The 15,744-nt window shown below is 72.5% G+C and carries 13 protein-coding genes; 6 read left to right on the plus strand and 7 right to left on the minus strand.

Annotation, left to right across the window (positions count from 1 at the left end):
- Positions 1-15: 15 nt before the first annotated feature.
- Positions 16-2,283 (minus strand): M4 family metallopeptidase, encoded by a 2,268-nt coding sequence (locus AB0953_RS24110; protein WP_366861624.1) that lies wholly within the window; start codon positions 2,281-2,283, stop codon positions 16-18.
- Positions 2,284-2,664: 381 nt separating this feature from the next.
- On the opposite strand from AB0953_RS24110, the gene AB0953_RS24115 reads away from it, so the two are divergent.
- Positions 2,665-4,143, plus strand: coding sequence for a sugar transferase (locus AB0953_RS24115; protein WP_366861625.1), 1,479 nt, complete (start codon positions 2,665-2,667; stop codon positions 4,141-4,143).
- A 34-nt stretch (positions 4,144-4,177) separates the two neighbouring features.
- On the opposite strand, the gene AB0953_RS24120 is transcribed toward AB0953_RS24115, so the two are convergent.
- A complete protein-coding gene (locus AB0953_RS24120; RefSeq protein ID WP_366861626.1) occupies positions 4,178-5,122 on the minus strand; it encodes a GDP-L-fucose synthase in 945 nt (314 codons plus the stop codon).
- 383 nt (positions 5,123-5,505) lie between these two features.
- On the opposite strand from AB0953_RS24120, the gene gmd reads away from it, so the two are divergent.
- The 3 genes from gmd (at position 5,506) to AB0953_RS24135 (ending at position 10,279) form a co-directional block, all read left to right on the plus strand.
- Positions 5,506-6,519, plus strand: coding sequence for a GDP-mannose 4,6-dehydratase (gmd, locus tag AB0953_RS24125; protein ID WP_366861627.1), 1,014 nt, complete (start codon positions 5,506-5,508; stop codon positions 6,517-6,519).
- Positions 6,520-6,733: 214 nt separating this feature from the next.
- Positions 6,734-9,511: a LamG-like jellyroll fold domain-containing protein gene (locus tag AB0953_RS24130; RefSeq protein ID WP_366861628.1), complete on the plus strand. Its 2,778-nt coding sequence runs from the start codon at positions 6,734-6,736 to the stop codon at positions 9,509-9,511.
- 93 nt (positions 9,512-9,604) lie between these two features.
- Positions 9,605-10,279: a hypothetical protein gene (locus AB0953_RS24135; protein ID WP_366861629.1), complete on the plus strand. Its 675-nt coding sequence runs from the start codon at positions 9,605-9,607 to the stop codon at positions 10,277-10,279.
- A gap of 241 nt (positions 10,280-10,520) precedes the next feature.
- On the opposite strand, the gene AB0953_RS24140 is transcribed toward AB0953_RS24135, so the two are convergent.
- The 4 genes from AB0953_RS24140 to AB0953_RS24155 form a co-directional block, all read right to left on the minus strand.
- On the minus strand, positions 10,521-11,894 hold the full coding sequence (locus AB0953_RS24140) for a CoA transferase (protein WP_366861630.1): 1,374 nt from the start codon (positions 11,892-11,894) through the stop codon (positions 10,521-10,523).
- Positions 11,895-12,194: 300 nt separating this feature from the next.
- Positions 12,195-12,851: a hypothetical protein gene (locus AB0953_RS24145; RefSeq protein WP_366861632.1), complete on the minus strand. Its 657-nt coding sequence runs from the start codon at positions 12,849-12,851 to the stop codon at positions 12,195-12,197.
- Positions 12,852-12,888: 37 nt separating this feature from the next.
- On the minus strand, positions 12,889-13,422 hold the full coding sequence (locus tag AB0953_RS24150) for a glycosyltransferase (RefSeq protein WP_366861633.1): 534 nt from the start codon (positions 13,420-13,422) through the stop codon (positions 12,889-12,891).
- A gap of 21 nt (positions 13,423-13,443) precedes the next feature.
- Positions 13,444-13,662 (minus strand): hypothetical protein, encoded by a 219-nt coding sequence (locus AB0953_RS24155; protein ID WP_366861634.1) that lies wholly within the window; start codon positions 13,660-13,662, stop codon positions 13,444-13,446.
- A gap of 305 nt (positions 13,663-13,967) precedes the next feature.
- On the opposite strand from AB0953_RS24155, the gene AB0953_RS24160 reads away from it, so the two are divergent.
- Together AB0953_RS24160 and AB0953_RS24165 are read left to right on the plus strand one after the other, a co-directional pair.
- Positions 13,968-14,699, plus strand: coding sequence for an XRE family transcriptional regulator (locus tag AB0953_RS24160; protein WP_366861635.1), 732 nt, complete (start codon positions 13,968-13,970; stop codon positions 14,697-14,699).
- Between the two features lie 9 nt (positions 14,700-14,708).
- Positions 14,709-15,179, plus strand: a complete 471-nt coding sequence (locus tag AB0953_RS24165; RefSeq protein ID WP_366861636.1) for an NUDIX domain-containing protein — start codon at positions 14,709-14,711, stop codon at positions 15,177-15,179.
- Here AB0953_RS24165 and AB0953_RS24170 read toward each other — a convergent pair.
- Entirely contained in the window at positions 15,167-15,730 is a 564-nt protein-coding gene (locus tag AB0953_RS24170) for an HD domain-containing protein (RefSeq protein ID WP_366861637.1), read from the minus strand. The genes AB0953_RS24165 and AB0953_RS24170 overlap by 13 nt on opposite strands.
- Between the last annotated feature and the right edge of the window lie 14 nt (positions 15,731-15,744).

Here is a 15,744-nt window from a genome sequence, read left to right on the forward strand (position 1 = left end):
ACCTGCCCCGAAGGGTCAGAAGGTGAGCTTCCAGCTGTTGATGTAGCCGGTGTCGAGGCTGGCGAGGTCCGCCACCCGCAGCTTCCAGACGCCGCTCGCGACCTCGGAGGAGGCGTCCACGGTGAAGCTCTGGACGATGTTGTCCGCGCTGCCGCCGGTGCGGTTGCGCAGGTTGTAGACGGTGCCGTCGGGGGCGACGAGGTCGACCCGGAGGTCACCGACGTAGGTGTGGACGATGTTCACGTCCACCTTGAGGGTGCTCGGGGCGTTGCCCGAACGCGACACGGTGATCGGCGACTCCACGGTGGAGTTGTCGTTGATCGTGTAGTCGTTCGTGTTCTCGAACACGTTCTGCTCGTTGGTGCTGACCGTCCAGGTGAAGGACGACGTACCGGACTTGCCGGCGGAGTCGGTCACCGTCACCGTCACGTTGGACGTGCCCGTGGTGGTCGGCGTGCCCGAGATCAGGCCCGTCGAGGAGTTGATGGACAGGCCGGCCGGCAGTCCGCTCGCCGCGTAGCTCAGGGCGCCCGGGTTGGTGCTGGTCGCCTGGACCTGCAGGCTCACCGCGGTGTTGACCTTGGTGGTCTGGTTGGCGATCTGGGTGACCGTGACGCCGTCGTTGATGCGCGGGCCGACGGCGATGGCCGCCCACGCGTTCGCCGCGTTGTTGTACGTGGCCGAGCCGGCGCCGTACAGGTCGGCGGCGGCCTGGAGGGTCGCCGTGCGGGCGGCCGCGTAGTTCGTGTTGGACTTGAAGTAGCCCACCGTCAGCGCGCGGAACCAGATCTTGGCGGCGGCGTCGCGGCCTATGCCGGTGACGGGCAGGCCGTCGGAGGTCGGCGAGTTGTAGCTCACGCCGTTGATGACCTTGGCGCCGGAGCCCTCGGAGGCCAGGTAGAACCAGTGGTTGGCCGGGCCCGAGGAGTAGTGGACGTCGATGCTGCCGATGCCGGAGTACCACGAGTCCTTCGACCCGCCGTCCTTGCTCGGCTTGTCCATGTAGCGCAGCGGGGTGCCGTCGCCGTTGATGTCGATCTTCTCGCCGACGAGGTAGTCGCCGACGTCCTGCGGGTTGTTGGCGTAGAACTCGACGGCCGCCGCCATGATGTCGGAGGTCGCCTCGTTCAGGCCGCCGGGCTCACCGCTGTAGGTCATGTTGCCGGTGACCGAGGTCAGGCCGTGGGTCATCTCGTGCGCGGCCACGTCGATGGACGTCAGCGGGTGCGTGTTGCTCGTGCCGTCGCCGTACGTCATGCAGAAGCAGGAGTCGTCCCAGAACGCGTTGACGTAGGCGTTGCCGTAGTGGACCCGGCTGTAGGGGGCCACGCCGTCGTTGCGCAGGCCGTTGCGGCCGTGGACGTTCTTGTAGTAGTCCCACGTCAGCTGGGCGCCGTAGTGGGCGTCCGCGCCGGCGGTCTCCTTGTTGGAGGCGCTGCCGTTGCCCCAGACGTCGGTGCTGTTGGTGAACAGCGTGCCGGTGCCGGAGGAGCCGCCGTTGAGGTTGTAGGTCTTGTGGCCGCCGCGGCCGGCGTCGGTCAGCGTGAAGCTGCTGCCCGAGCCGGAGGTGCCCATCTGGACCTGGCCGCTGTACATGGTGTTGCCGGTGCCGGTCTCGATGGCCTGCCACTGGGTGATCTTCGCGCCGGTCTTGGCGTCGGTGACCACGTGCAGCTCGCTCGGGGTGCCGTCGTCCTGGAGGCCGCTGACGACGGTCTCGTAGGCGAGGACGGGCGCGCCCTCGGCCGCCCAGATCACCTTGCGGGCGCCCTTGGCGGGCTTGGACTGCTTGGAGCCGGCGGAGTTCGCCGCGGAGACCGCCTGGCCCTCGGCCGCGGACGCGGTGACGGAGGCGTCGGTGTCCGGGACCTTGATCTCGTGCTGGGTGGCCTTGGTGACGCTCTTGGTCACGCCGCCCTTGGCGTGGACCGTCAGGTCGCCGCCGAGTACGGGCAGGCCGGCGTAGGTCCGCTCGTACGTGGTGTGGGTGGTGCCGTCCGCGTCCTTGACCACGTCGCGCACGACGAGCTTCTCCTGGCCGCCGAGGCCGAGCGCCTTGGCCGCCGCGGCGGTCGTCGAGTTGGCCTCGCTGATGAGCGTCGCACGCTCCGAGGGGCTCAGCTGGTACGGTGCCGCGCCCGGGTTGGACTTGGCGGAGGTCAGGCCCTGCGACGCGGTGGCGTCGGCGGAGGCGGTGCCGGCCTGGATGCCGACGGCGAGCAGTGCGGCCGCGGCGACGAGCGCTCCGGCAGCCTGGGCACGCCTGTGGGGGGTGGGACTCAACGCAGACTCCTTCTGCAAGGGGGGTCCGGACGGCTGGGTGGGCCTCCGGGCAGAGCAGGGCTGGTGCGAAGAACGGATCGAAGAGTGCCAGCTGCCGGTTGCAATGTCAGGGGCGCGTCAAAAGATTGGCCGGAAAGGGTTCGTTGACCGTGCAGACGTATCCGGTATCCGAACCATTCACCTTCGCGTGGGAGGCTCCGCCGCCCGATCCGGAGCAGCTCATACCGATTGCCGACGCTCGAGCACCAGGGGTACCCGTTCGGGCAATCGGTACATGGCGTAAGTCTGTTTGTCGTACTGTTTGCCGGTGCGCCATCCGCCCGGGCCAGGGGAAGCCGCGGGCATGCGCCACCGTCACATGACCACGTGCCAGGGGGGCCCATGAGGCATGTCCATTTTCCTGCGCAAAGAGTGGCCGGAGCAGCGGCTGAGCATGCTGCTGCCCCGGTGCGGCGAATCGGCGACAAAGCCCGCTGGTACCTGCCCGCCGCCGTAGCCGCCGACGTCCTCGGCGCCGCCGTGCCCGTGGGGCTCGTCTTCCAGGCGGCGCAGCAGGTCCGGCCGCTGTACTGCGCCCTCGGCGCCGCCCTGGCGTGGACCGGCGTGCAGGCCCTGCGCCGCCGCTACGCGAACCGGGCGCTCGGCGAGTCCCGCGGAGTGCTGCCGGTCCTCCACGACTGGCTGATTCTGATCGGTGTCCTGGCCGTCGCCCGCGTGCTCACCGGTGAGAGCACGCCGCGGCTGGCCGCCCTCGGCGCCCTCGTGCCCGCCCTCCTGCTCACCGTGGCCTGCCGCAAACTGACCTACCGCCACCTGTCCGCCGCCCGCCGCGAGGCCCAGGCCGTCAGCCGGGTGCTGGTGATAGGCGAGCCCGCCGCCGCAGGATCCGTCATCTCCCACCTCGCCGCCCGCACCGACCACCCGTACGTCGTCGTCGGCGTCGTCCCGGTCGGCCCCGGACCCCTCGACAGCGGCGTGCCCGTCGCGGCCCGGCTCGACGCCGAGGCGCCCGAAGCCCCCGCCGCCGACGCCGACGCCGTGCTCGGCGCCGTCCGCAGCCACCACGCCGACCTCGTCCTCGTGGCCCCCGGCGCACGGATCGCGGGGGAGCGGCTGCGCCGGGTGGCGTGGGCGCTGCACGACGCGGGGCTGGACCTCGCCGTCTTCCCCGGCCTCGTGGAGGTCTCCGTCAAGCGCCTGGAGACCCTCTCCGCGGGCGGGCTCGCCGTCCTGCGCGTGGCACCGCCGGTCAGCCGCGGCATCCAGACCGTGCTCAAGTCCGCCCTGGACCGCGCGGGAGCCGCACTCGGACTGCTGCTGCTCTCCCCGCTCTTCCTCGCGATCGTGCTCGCGATCCGCTTCGGCTCCCGCGGCCCGGCGTTCTACCGCCAGCAGCGCATCGGCCGCGACGGCATCCCCTTCACCATGTGGAAGTTCCGCACCATGGTCGTCGACGCGGACCGGCTCAAGGACGAGCTCACCGGGGCCAACGAGAACGACGGGCTGATGTTCAAGATCCGGCGCGATCCCCGGGTGACCCGGGTCGGCCGGCTCCTGCGCCGCACCTCCCTGGACGAACTGCCCCAGCTGCTCAACGTGCTGACGGGGCACATGTCGCTGGTGGGGCCGCGTCCGCCCCTGCCGGAGGAGGTGGAGCGGTACGACGAGGTCGAGCTGCGCCGACTCACCGTCCGGCCGGGCATGACCGGGCTCTGGCAGATCAGCGGCCGCTCCGACCTGTCCTGGGACGAGACGATCCAGCTCGACCTGCAGTACGTCGACAACTGGTCCTTCACCAGCGACATGGACGTCATGGGCCGTACGCTCCGCGCCGTCGTCGACGGCCGCGGAGCGTACTGAGGGCCGCCGCCCGGTGCGTCGGCACGCCCCGCGCTCAGCCCTGCTCGCGCCACCACCGGTAGGTGGCGGCGATGCCGTCCCGCAGTGCGATCCGCGGCTTCCAGCCCAGCGCGGTCAGGCGGCCGACGTCCAGGAGCTTGCGCGGGGTGCCGTCGGGCTTGGAGGTGTCCCAGGCCAGGCGCCCCGCGAAGCCGGTCACCTCGGCGACGGTCTCGGCCAGCTCCCGGATCGTCAGGTCCTCACCGCAGCCGACGTTGACCGGCTCGTCGCCGTCGTAGGTGTTCAGCAGCACCGCGCAGGCGTCCGCGAGGTCGTCCACGTGCAGGAACTCGCGGCGCGGGGTGCCGCTGCCCCACAGGGTGACCTCCTCGCGCCCCTCGGCCGCCGCCTCGTGGAAGCGCCGGATCAGCGCGGGCAGCACGTGCGAGGACTCGAGGTCGAAGTTGTCGCCCGGGCCGTAGAGGTTCGTGGGCATGGCCGAGATGTACGAGGCCCCGTACTGCTTGCGGTACGACTGCACCTGGACGATGCCGGCGATCTTCGCCAGGGCGTACGCCTCGTTGGTCGGCTCCAGCGGGCCGGTCAGCAGGGCGTCCTCGCCGATGGGCTGCGGGGCGAGCTTGGGGTAGATGCAGGACGAGCCGAGGAACAGCAGCCGGCGCACCCCGGCGGCGTGCGCGCCGCCGATGACGCTCAGCTGGATTTTGAGGTTGTCCTCCAGGAACTGCACGGGGTAGGTGCTGTTGGCCATGATCCCGCCGACCTTGGCGGCGGCCAGCACCACGGCGTCGGGGCGGACGTCGCGCAGGTACGCCCCTGTCGCGGCGGCGTCGCGCAGGTCGAGGTCGGCACGGCCCCGGGTGAGCACCTCGTGCCCGTCGGCGGTCAGGCGGCGGGCGACCGCGGACCCCACGAGGCCGCGGTGGCCCGCGACGAAGACGCGGGCGTTCGGGGGCAGCAGCGGCAGCGAACTTGTCATACCGCCGATGATGCCAGCCCGCCGCCGCGGCTGGTTCAAGCCCGCGCGGCGTTGGAGCGCACCGGGCTCGAAGCGCCCGGAACGGGGGGACCGGGGACGGAGCCCCGCGGTTTCTGGGGGCACCTCCCAGCGGTAGCTGGGGAGAAGGGGCGGGGAGGGGAGGCGGCCCCGCGCAGCGGCACCGGCCGAAGGCCGTGGCGCGGGGACGTGTACGGTACGCATCCAGCCCACGGGGCCGGGCCAACGGCCTTGTGCCCGACCGCGAGACCAGGCGGTACGGCGGTCCCGCCGCCCGGGGGCGGCCTGCCGGACCGGAACCCGCCGGCCCCGAGGCGCCGCAGCCTCAGAACCACACATCGCAACGATCCCAAGGGGGGACCCACATGGGCAAGACCGCACTGATCACCGGCGTCACCGGGCAGGACGGCTCCTACCTCTCCGAGCTCCTGCTGTCCAAGGGCTACACGGTGCACGGGCTCGTGCGGCGGTCCTCCAGCTTCAACACCGAGCGCATCGACCACATCTACCAGGACCCGCAGACGGCCAACCGGTCCTTCGTCCTGCACCACGCCGACCTGTCCGACGGCGTCGCCCTCGTGAACCTCCTGCGCGAGATCCAGCCCGACGAGGTGTACAACCTCGGTGCCCAGTCGCACGTCCGCGTCTCCTTCGACGCCCCCCTCTACACGGGCGACGTGACCGGACTCGGCGCGCTGCGGCTGCTGGAGGCCATCCGTGCGAGCGGCGTGGACACCCGCATCTACCAGGCCTCGTCCTCGGAGATGTTCGGCTCCACCCCGCCCCCGCAGAACGAGAACACCCCGTTCCACCCGCGCAGCCCGTACGGCGCCGCGAAGGTCTTCGCGTACTGGACCACGGTGAACTACCGCGAGGCGTACGACATGTTCGCCGTCAACGGGATCCTGTTCAACCACGAGTCCCCGCGCCGCGGCGAGACCTTCGTGACCCGCAAGATCACCCGTGCGGTCGCCCGGATCAAGGCCGGACTCCAGGAGCACCTCTACCTCGGCAACCTCGACGCCGTCCGCGACTGGGGCTACGCGCCCGAGTACGTGGACGCCATGTGGCGGATGCTCCAGCAGGACGAGCCGACCGACTACGTCGTCGCCACCGGAGTCGCCGCCACCGTGCGCGAGTTCGTCGAGTCCTCCTTCGCCCACGCCGGCCTGGACTGGACCGAGCACGTGCGCTACGACGCCAAGTACGAGCGCCCCAGCGAGGTCGACGCCCTCATCGGCGACGCCTCCAAGGCGCAGGAGCTGCTTGGCTGGAAGCCGACGGTCCTGGTGGCCGAGCTGGCCCGGATCATGGTCGACGCCGACATCCGCCAGGTCGAGGACCAACTGGCCGGTGCAACCGTCCGTATCGACCGCTGAGGCCTTATATTTCGCCTACGATTTGCCTGCCCCGGTCATCGTCACAGGTCTCCACGTGTGTGACCGGGGCAAACCTGCCGTATGTCCGCAGTGCGCCCTCCCTGCCGGGGACGGGGGAGGTGACCGGGCTTCGCGTGAGCCCTGGTCGCGCCAGTACATATGGCTGTTCGGACAGTTCCAGCCATCAGAACCGGGCGACAGCCCTGGGGGGTTCATGCGTAGATCCAGAGGGCTGACAGCTGCCCTCGTCCTGTCACTGGCCGGTGCGGGCACCGGGCTCGGCCTGGTGCTGATGCCCGAGGCCTCCGCCATCACCCCGCCCGTGGCGTTCACCGCCGACAGCCTGCCCACGTGGCAGCCCAACGGGACCGTCTGGGCGATGGCCCAGGCGAACGGGACCGTCTTCGCGGGCGGCACCTTCTCCGCGGTCCGCCCGCCGGCCGGCGGCTCCGGCACCGAGCAGGAAGCGGTCAACTTCGTCGCGCTCGACGCCGCGACGGGCAACCCGGCCTCCTGCCGACTGGCCTTCACCATCGGCGACGGCACCGCCACGGTGCGCGCGCTCGCCGTGTCGAAGGACAAGAAGACCCTCTACGCAGGCGGCTACTTCGGCGCCGTCAACGGCACCCCGGTCTCCAGCGTCGCGGCGATCGACATCGACAGCTGCACCCCCAAGGCCTCCTTCCACCCGGCCTTCCCCGCCACCGTGCGGGCGCTCGCCGTCTCCGACGACACCCTGTACGCGGCCGGCGACTTCGGCACCGTCGAGGGCCAGACCCGCGAGCGGTTCGCCGCCGTCGACGCCGCCACCGGGGCGGTCAAGCCCTTCACCGCCAACGCCGACGAGCCGGGCCGCGCGGTCACGCTCACCCCGGACGGCAAGAACGTCCTGCTCGGAGGCGACTTCTTCTCCGTCAACGGCTCCAACACCCACGCGCTCGCCGTGGTGGACGCCGCCACCGGCAAGGTCGCCAAGACCTACTCCACCATCCCCTCGAACTCGGTCGTGAAGTCCATCGCCACCGACGACACCGGCTTCTACACCGGCAACGAGGGCTCCGGCGGCGGCGTCTTCGACGGCCGCATCGGCCTGCGCCTGAGCGACTTCGGCGAGAAGTGGCGCGACCGCTGCCTCGGCGCCACCCAGTTCGTCCTGCCCTACGACGGGGTGCTCTACAGCTCCTCGCACGCGCACGACTGCTCCACCGAGCTGGAGTACCCCGACGGCAAGCGCCACCACCTGCTGGCCCAGCCCACCGACCACACCGGCGCCGCCCCCGCCCCGGTGGACGGCTTCGTGCGGGGCCCGCGCAAGCTCGGCTGGTTCCCCGACACCAACGACGGCCTCGGCGAAGGCATCGGCCCGCGCGTCATGGCCGTCGCGGAGAAGGGCGACACGAAGTACATGTGGGTCGGCGGTGAGTTCACCACCGTCAACGGCGCCGAGCAGCAGTCCCTGACCCGCTTCGCCTCCACCGGCGACGTCGGCGCCCCGACCACCCCGGTCGCCAGCGCCGCCAGCGTCAAGCCCGGCGAGGTCCAGGTCCGCTGGCGCACCAGCTACGACGCGGACGACAGCAAGCTGACGTACCGCATCTACCGCAACGGCTCCTCCACGCCGATCCAGACGATGACCGCCGACTCCCTGGAGTTCGAGCGGCCGCAGGCCTCCTGGACCGACACCACCGTCAAGGCCGGCCAGACCTACACCTACCGGGTGACCGCCACCGACGGCGCGGGCAACACCAGCGCCCTGTCGGCCACCGCCTCCGTGACGGTGCCGGCCTCGGCGCAGGCGTACCCGAACCAGGTCCGCGCCGACGGCGCCCAGCTGTACTGGCGCTACGACGACACCTCCAGCCCGTACGTGGCCGACTCCTCGGACGGCGGCAACACCAGCGGCGTCCAGGTGAACGCCCCGGCCCTGCGCCAGACGCCCGGCGCGGTCACCGGCGCGAGCACGGCCATGGGCTTCAACGGCACCAGCCAGCAGGTGTACAGCGACCACCGCCAGACGGTGGGCAGCAGCTACACCATCGAGACCTGGTTCAAGACGAACACCACGCGCGGCGGCAAGCTCGTCGGCTTCGGCAACAACACCTCGCGCAACAGCACCACGTACGACAAGCAGATCTACATGACCAACACCGGGCGCCTGGTGTTCGGCGTGTACAGCGGCTCGACCCGGACCGTCTCCACGGGCCTGCTCGACACGTACAACGACAACAAGTGGCACCACGTCGTCGCCACCCAGGGCCCGGCCGGCATGGCGCTCTACGTCGACGGCCAGAGCAAGGGCACGGCCGCCTACACCGACTCCGCCTCGTACGCGGGCTACTGGCACGTCGGCGGCGACAACCTCAGCAACTGGCCGACCAGGCCCACCAGCAACTTCTTCGCCGGGCAGATCGACGAGACCGCCGTCTACGGCAAGGCGCTGACCGCCGCCCAGGTCAAGAACCACTTCGACCTGGCCAAGGCACCCGCCGACACGGTCTCCAAGCTCACCCCGACCGAGGACACCTACGTCAACCAGGGCGCCCCGAGCACCGCCAACGGCGCCGCCACCTCGCTCGCCGTGCGCGGCAACCCGGTGTACGAGACGTACCTGCGCTTCGACCTGCCGGCCGCTCCGGCCGGCCAGGTCCTGAAGTCCGCCTCCCTCCAGGTCAAGACCACCACCCAGACGGGCGCCGGCACCGCCGACACCGTCTCCGTGGTCCCGGTCACCGGCACTTGGAGCGGCACGGGCACGTCCTTCAACACCAGGCCGACGGTGGGCACCGCGCCGCTCGGCACGTTCGCGGCCATCCCGGACGGCTCGGCGGTCCAGAGCGCCCAGCTCGACACCGCCGCGCTCACCGCGGTCCTCGGCGGCAGCTACAGCATGGCCCTGACCGCCGCGGGCACCGACCCGCTGTGGATCTGGTCCTCGGAGGCGACGGCGGCGGACGCGGCTCCGCAGCTCGTCCTCACCTTCGGCCCGAAGTAACCGCCCGACGACCGCTTGCGGGGCCCGGCCGCTCGTTTCCCGGCCGGGCCCCGCAGGTCGTCACCCCCACCGGCCCGTACGGGAGCCCCACTGATGTACCGACGCCCCACCGCGGCCGCCGTCCTGCTGGCCGCCGCCCTGACCCTCACCGCCTGCAGCTCGGGCGGCGGCCCGTCCGACGACTCCGCGGCCAAGCCGAAGCCGCCGGCCGCCTCCTCCGTCCCCGACCCGGCGGACGCCTCCGCGGCGCCCGCACAGCCCGGGGCCAAGCCGACGCAGCCCGTGCTCCCGGACGCGAAGCTCACCCCGAAGACGGGCAGCTTCAAGCCGAACGAGAAGCAGTACCTCAGCGGGCGCGTCCCGGAGAAGACGGACCCGGCGGCGGTCCTGCAGGCCGGGCAGGAGTCCTGCCAGCGGGTGGAGCGCACGGCCAAGCGGGACAAGGACGCGGCGACCGGAGCCGTCATCGCCGGGGAGATCCCGGGCGCGAAGGACGCCATCCCGTACCTGTGCCCGGAGCAGAAGCCGATCCTGGACGCGGCCGCCAAGGGCTTCCCCGACGGCAGCCGCCCGGCCCCCGCGCCCGGCAGCTACCGGGCCCTGACCCAGAGCACCGCCTGCACGTGGGAGGCCAAGGGCAAGGACGGCGCGGTCCTGGCCGCGGGCCCGGAAACCACCCCGAAGCCGGGAGACCGGATCACGGCCGTGATCCCGTCGGGCGCCACGGAATTCACCTCGACGGGCTGCTACGCCTGGCTCCCGGCGTAAGCCCCACCCCGAACGCCCCCGACGGCCTTCCGGCAATCCAGCCCCGCCGGCCCTCCAGCCCCCCGGGTCCTCCAGCCTCGCCGGCGTTTGAGGCGCGGGGCCCGGGGCGGAGCCTCGATCTTGCAGCCCCGCCGGCCCTTGAGGCGGACGGGGTGCGGAGGCGGAGCCCCGGTTTCTGGGGGCACCTCCCAGCGGCAGCTGGGGGAGAAGGGGCGGGGTGGGGGACCGGAACGCCCGGCCGTCAGGCCGGGAGCCAGCGGGCCGGGTCCGTGCCCCAGCGGGATGGCCCGGTCGGCCACGTGGCCGGGCCCACCGCCAGCGGCGGGACGGCATGGCGCAGCCTCCCGTACCCCGAGTCCGCCTCCCGCAGCCACCGCTCGGCGTCATGCGCACCGGAAGCCCCGGCGGTCGCAGCCCCCTCGCCGCCCTCCCCCGGCGGGATGTCGCGAACCAGCCAGGAGGCCGTCCCCGCCAGCGAAAACCGGAGCACTCGCCCACCCCCCTCCGCCAGCGCCCGCAGCACCCCGCCGGCCAGCAGATAGCCGGTGCCGTGGTCCAGCGCCTGCGCGGGCAGCACCCCGGGTGCACCGTCGGGCCCGGCCTCGGCGGCCGCGATCCCGTACCCGGCCTGCACCAGCGAGTCGAAGCCGCGCCGCCCCGCCCACGGACCGTGCCACCCCCAGGCGCAGACCTGCGCCACGACCAGACCCGGCCGCTCCGCGACCATCTCCTCGGCGGCCAGCCCGAACCGGTCCAGCGCCCCCGGCCGGTAGCCCGAGACCACGACGTCGGCCCCGGCCAGCAGTTCCCGGAACACCTCCCGGTCCGCCCGCGCGGCGAGGTCCAGCCGCGCCGAGCGCTTCCCGAAGCCGGTGTCCGCGTGCGCGTCGTCCGCCTCCGGCAGCCGGGGCGGATCCACCCGCAGGACGTCGGCGCCGAGCAGCCCGAGCGTCCGCGTGGCCACCGGGCCGGCGATGACGCGGGTCAGGTCGAGCACCCGCACCCCCGAGGCGGGCAGTGAGCCCGCGCCCAGCGCCCGTCCGCGCCCGCCGGTCTCCCGGGCCTCCACCAGCGGTTGCGGCGCCCCGAACCCGTCCGCCACCGCCACGGCCAGTCCGCCCGCCGCGTACACCGCCTCCTGCACCTCGACCGCGGCCCGCCCGGCGAGCTCCGCCCGCAGAACGTCAGGGGTCAGCTCCCCGCCGGCCGCGCCGAGCGCCCGCTCCAGCGCGGCCCGGTGATGCGGATAGTTGGCATGCGTACGCAGCCAGCCGTCGCGGGTGCGCCAGAACCCCGACAGCGGCGCGAAGCTCACCGGGGCCCGCCCCTGCACCCGAAGGTGCCGCTCGCTGACGAACGCCGTCGACACGGCCCCCTCGTCGACCACCAGCCGGGGCAGGTCCTCCGCGGACCGGCCGGCCCGTACGGCCGCCAGCTCGGCGGCGGCCAGAGAGCACACCCCGACCGTCGCCCGGGCCAACTCCCGCACGGGCAGCCGCCCCCCGCCGAGCACCCCGCTCCCCGCGTACGCCACCCGCTCGACCGCTGCGGCCGCCCCGCCCAAGGCCACCCAGGCCTGCCGCGTCGCCGCGTCGCCACTGCTGTCACTGGTCATGCCGCCCATTCTGCCGAGCGGCCAACCGGTTCTCCCGGGGCTCCGCCGCAGCCCCCGCGCCTCAATCGCCGGAGTGGCTGGGTGCGCGGGTCCGCGCGGCGTTTGAGCGCGCCGGGCGCGGAGCGCCCGGAACGGCACCCGGAGCCCGGGCACCGGCGGGGCCGGGGCGCAGGCCCCGGTTTCGGGCAGGGCCGGGGCGGGGGAACGCTCCGCGCAGCGGGCACGGCCGACCCGCCGCCAGTCCCGGAGGAGCCGGGGCAGGCCGCACCCCACACCACGCCCGCGACCACAACCGCGGCGTCAGCCGTAGGCGATGGGGCAGCCGCGGCGCAGGCCGTGCTCGGCAGCACCCAGGTAGAGGGCGGTGAAGTACGCCGCGTCCCGCTGCTCGGCCCACGGCCCCGGCCACCGCTCCGCGGCCTCCCGCACGGCCGGCCCGGAGAACCAGTTCGTGAGGGCCAGGCTGCCGCCGTCCCGCGGCACCGCATCCGGCAGGCCGATCGCGGCGGCCAGCCGCCGGCCCGCCTCGGCGGCGCGGTGCGCGCTGCGGACCCGGGCCGGGCCCCCGCCGAGCTCGGCGGAGACGGGCAGGACGAGCACGCCGTCGAAGTCGACGGGTATCAACACCTCCCAGTCGAGCAGCGCGTCGTGGCACCGCTGCCCGTCGGGCCGCTCCCGGCACAGCGCCTCGAAGGCGTCGTACGGCCGGTTCACCTTCTCCTCGAAGCGCGAAGGGGCAACATCAGCCCCGCCGCCCCCGGCACGGCGCCGCGCCCGCGGCGCCGACCACCGCGGCCGGACCGGCGGCCGGTCCGCACCCCGCGCCCCTCGCGCCGGCGGCGTGAACCCGCCGAGCCCCCGCCGCGCCAACTCCTCGTCGAGCGCGGCCGCGAGCGGCCCGCGGACCTCGCCGGCGGCCCAGTCCTCGGCCGCCACGTCGACCACGTAGATCCCCATGGACCGAGGCTACGGCGCCCCACCGACAACGCCCGGTTCAGCGGCGGCTCAGCGCCGCCTCGTACACCGGCAGCAGGGTGTCGAGGACGGTGTCCATCGAGAAGGACTCCGCGGCCAGGCGGCGGGCCGCTGCGGACGCGGTCGCGTTGGCCGCGGGGGCCAGGAGCTCCAGGACGGCCGCGGCGACTCCGGTCGGCCCCGGTTCGACGGCCCGGCCGGCCCCGGCGGCGGTGATGTCGCCGGCCAGGCCGTTGGAGTGCGTCACCACCGACGGCACGCCGACCGCGAGGGCCTCCAGCACGGACATGGGGAACGGCTCGTCCACCGAGGGCAGCACGTACACGTGCGCCCGCCGCAGTTCCTCCTGCACCCCCTCGGCCGACAGGGCGCCGGGGACGGTGAAGCGGTCCGCCAGGCCCAGTTCGGCGATCCGGGCCAGCACCGCCGCCCGCTCGCCCTCGACCGCTCCTCGACGCGCCACTCGCGCGGCTCGGCGCCGGGGCGCCTCTCCGGCTTCGCGTCGCTGCGCCGGACTCCGTCCGTCGGTCCGCCTGGGCAGACGCCGCCGCACGGGCTTTCGCGTTCGCTCCGGCTACGGGAGGAGCGAGATGTTGCAGACGGCCGTGGACCACTCGATTCCAGAGGCGGGCCGGATGTAGGCGAGCCGCACCCAGCGCTCCTGCCCTTCGTGGTTGCGTACTTTCTCGTGAACGACGGCCATCAACCGGCCCGTCCCCTTGGACGGGATGTCCTGCACGGCTCGGCCGAGCCACGGGTGAGGCTCGTGCCCGAACGAATCGGGACTGTTCACCGGGCCTCCTGCGCGCTGCGCGAACGGGTGTCCGCCGCTGGGGGGAACCGCGCCCAACCGCGTGCGGCAGCAGCGAGCAGGCGCGGGCTCGGGCCTGACGGGGGTTCGGGCAGCACGACCCGACGACGGCCGCCCGTATGCGTGTGACTCATGGTTCAGCCTCCTGGAGAGTGGGGAGCCGGACAGTGTCCGAACACTCAGCAGGTAACCGCGGTGTGTAGTGGACGCATCACGGTCTGTGTGGACGTGTGGGGACGTCTGGAACTACGGTTAAACGTCCCAGCGTCCCAGGGAAGGCCGGTTCCATGGCGAACGAGCGCCTGCGCGCCTCGATTTCGGCGAACGCCGCCACCATCCAGTCGGTCGCCGCACAGGTCGGGGTGGATCCCAAGACGGTGGAGCGATGGATCACGACCGGCCGCACGCCGCACCGCTCCCACCGGTGGAAGGCCGCGACATTTCTCGGCGTGGACGAGGTCTACCTCTGGCCGGCGGTTGCCCGGCAGGCCGAGACGGCGAGTGCGTCCGAGCTGGTCACCTACTACCCGCACCGGGGCGTCGTGCCGGCAGACCTGTGGTCGTCATTGATCGACAATGCCGTCAGCCACATTGAAGTGCTCGTCTATGCGGGCCTGTTCCTGTTCGACGGCCATCCGGAGCTCGCGGAGCGACTCTCCCGGAAGGCGCGGGCGGGTGCCCAGGTGCGCATCCTTCTCGGGGATCCCGCCTCCGAGGTGATCCGGCAGCGAGGCGAGGAAGAGGGGATCGGTGCGGACCTCGCCGCCCGGTCCCGCATGACACGGCGCTACCTCGAACCGGCCATGACGACCCCGGGAGTAGAGGTCCGGCTGCACGAAACCATTCTCTACAACTCCCTCTACCGATTTGACGACGACGTACTCGTCAACCCGCATGTGCTCGGTGCGCCCGCAGGCCAGAACCCGGTCCTGCACTTTCGCTACGTCCCGGGCGGCCGGAGCTTCAGGCACTACATGAAGAGCTTCGACTACGCCTGGGAACGGGGCACCGCAGCCTAGGCTGGAGCCATGGCCCGAGTGGACTACTTCAACGACCCGAACGCGCCCGAGGCGAACAGCATCGTTCCGTCCGTGACCGTCGTGGCGCTCGACGGCGATGGCCGGGTCCTGCTGATCCACAGGAGCGACAACGACCTGTGGGCATTGCCCGGAGGGGGCGTGGACACCGGGGAGTCCGTCGCCGATGCCGCCGTACGGGAGACGCGAGAAGAGACGGGGTTCGACGTGGAGGTGACCGGCTTGGTCGGTCTCTACACCAACCCGCGGCATGTCATCGCCTATGACGACGGGGAGGTCCGTCAGCAGTTCTCGATCTGCTTCTCGGCCCGCATCGTGGGAGGGGAACCTCGTACGAGCGGCGAGAGCAAAGCGGTGGCCTTCCTGGCTCCGGACGACCTGGACGGGATGCGGATCCATCCGTCCATGCGGCTGCGCATCGAGCATGGACTCACACCCCGTTCCGAGCCTTACATCGGCTGACCGCCGAGCCTCGTCCTGGTGCGGGCGACGGCTCCCGCCAGGTACGGGACCGCCGCGCTGATCGCCGCGTGGACCTTGCTGCCCGGTGCATAGCGGACCAGGATCTCGGCGATGCGCTCCTCGAAGCCGAGCCGCTGCCCCGACGGCCCTGTCGTCATGTCGGCGCAGGTCAGTGCGTCCAGGAGGGCCGAGTCTTCTCGCTCGTACAGGGAGAGTTCCAGCGACAGACCGTGCTGTTCGGCCTCGTATGCGGCTCCCGAGTGGTGGGCTACCAACCGTACGAGTCGTGCGGGCGCGTCGAGAGCAGCCAAGTGCCGTGCACCGTCGAGCGGATGAAAGCCGCTGTCGAGGAGCGGCGGCGCGTAGCCGATGTCGTGCAGCCACGCGGCCGCGACCAGCAGACCCCTCTCCGCTTCCGGCACGGCTCCGGACAGCTCCCGTGCCCGCTCTGCAACTGCCTGGGTGTGCAGCCAGCGGTCGCCCAGGGGACGCAGCAGGGATGCGGCCAGCCTGGCTGCTTCTCGCGGGGTTTCCAGCAGCGATGTGGGCATGGGCCACACCGTAT

The organism is Streptomyces sp. NPDC046866 (genome assembly GCF_040704625.1).
Lineage (GTDB): Bacteria > Actinomycetota > Actinomycetes > Streptomycetales > Streptomycetaceae > Streptomyces.

Excerpts from the sequence above, each read along its gene's own strand:
- AB0953_RS24170 (WP_366861637.1), bottom strand. The coding sequence starts at position 15,730 with ATGCCCACATCGCTGCTGGAAACCCCGCGAGAAGCAGCCAGGCTGGCC.
- gmd (WP_366861627.1), top strand. The coding sequence starts at position 5,506 with ATGGGCAAGACCGCACTGATCACCGGCGTCACCGGGCAGGACGGCTCC.
- AB0953_RS24145 (WP_366861632.1), bottom strand. The coding sequence starts at position 12,851 with ATGGGGATCTACGTGGTCGACGTGGCGGCCGAGGACTGGGCCGCCGGC.
- AB0953_RS24135 (WP_366861629.1), top strand. The coding sequence starts at position 9,605 with ATGTACCGACGCCCCACCGCGGCCGCCGTCCTGCTGGCCGCCGCCCTG.
- AB0953_RS24160 (WP_366861635.1), top strand. The coding sequence starts at position 13,968 with ATGGCGAACGAGCGCCTGCGCGCCTCGATTTCGGCGAACGCCGCCACC.
- AB0953_RS24115 (WP_366861625.1), top strand. The coding sequence starts at position 2,665 with ATGAGGCATGTCCATTTTCCTGCGCAAAGAGTGGCCGGAGCAGCGGCT.
- AB0953_RS24165 (WP_366861636.1), top strand. The coding sequence starts at position 14,709 with ATGGCCCGAGTGGACTACTTCAACGACCCGAACGCGCCCGAGGCGAAC.
- AB0953_RS24120 (WP_366861626.1), bottom strand. The coding sequence starts at position 5,122 with ATGACAAGTTCGCTGCCGCTGCTGCCCCCGAACGCCCGCGTCTTCGTC.
- AB0953_RS24130 (WP_366861628.1), top strand. The coding sequence starts at position 6,734 with ATGCGTAGATCCAGAGGGCTGACAGCTGCCCTCGTCCTGTCACTGGCC.
- AB0953_RS24140 (WP_366861630.1), bottom strand. The coding sequence starts at position 11,894 with ATGACCAGTGACAGCAGTGGCGACGCGGCGACGCGGCAGGCCTGGGTG.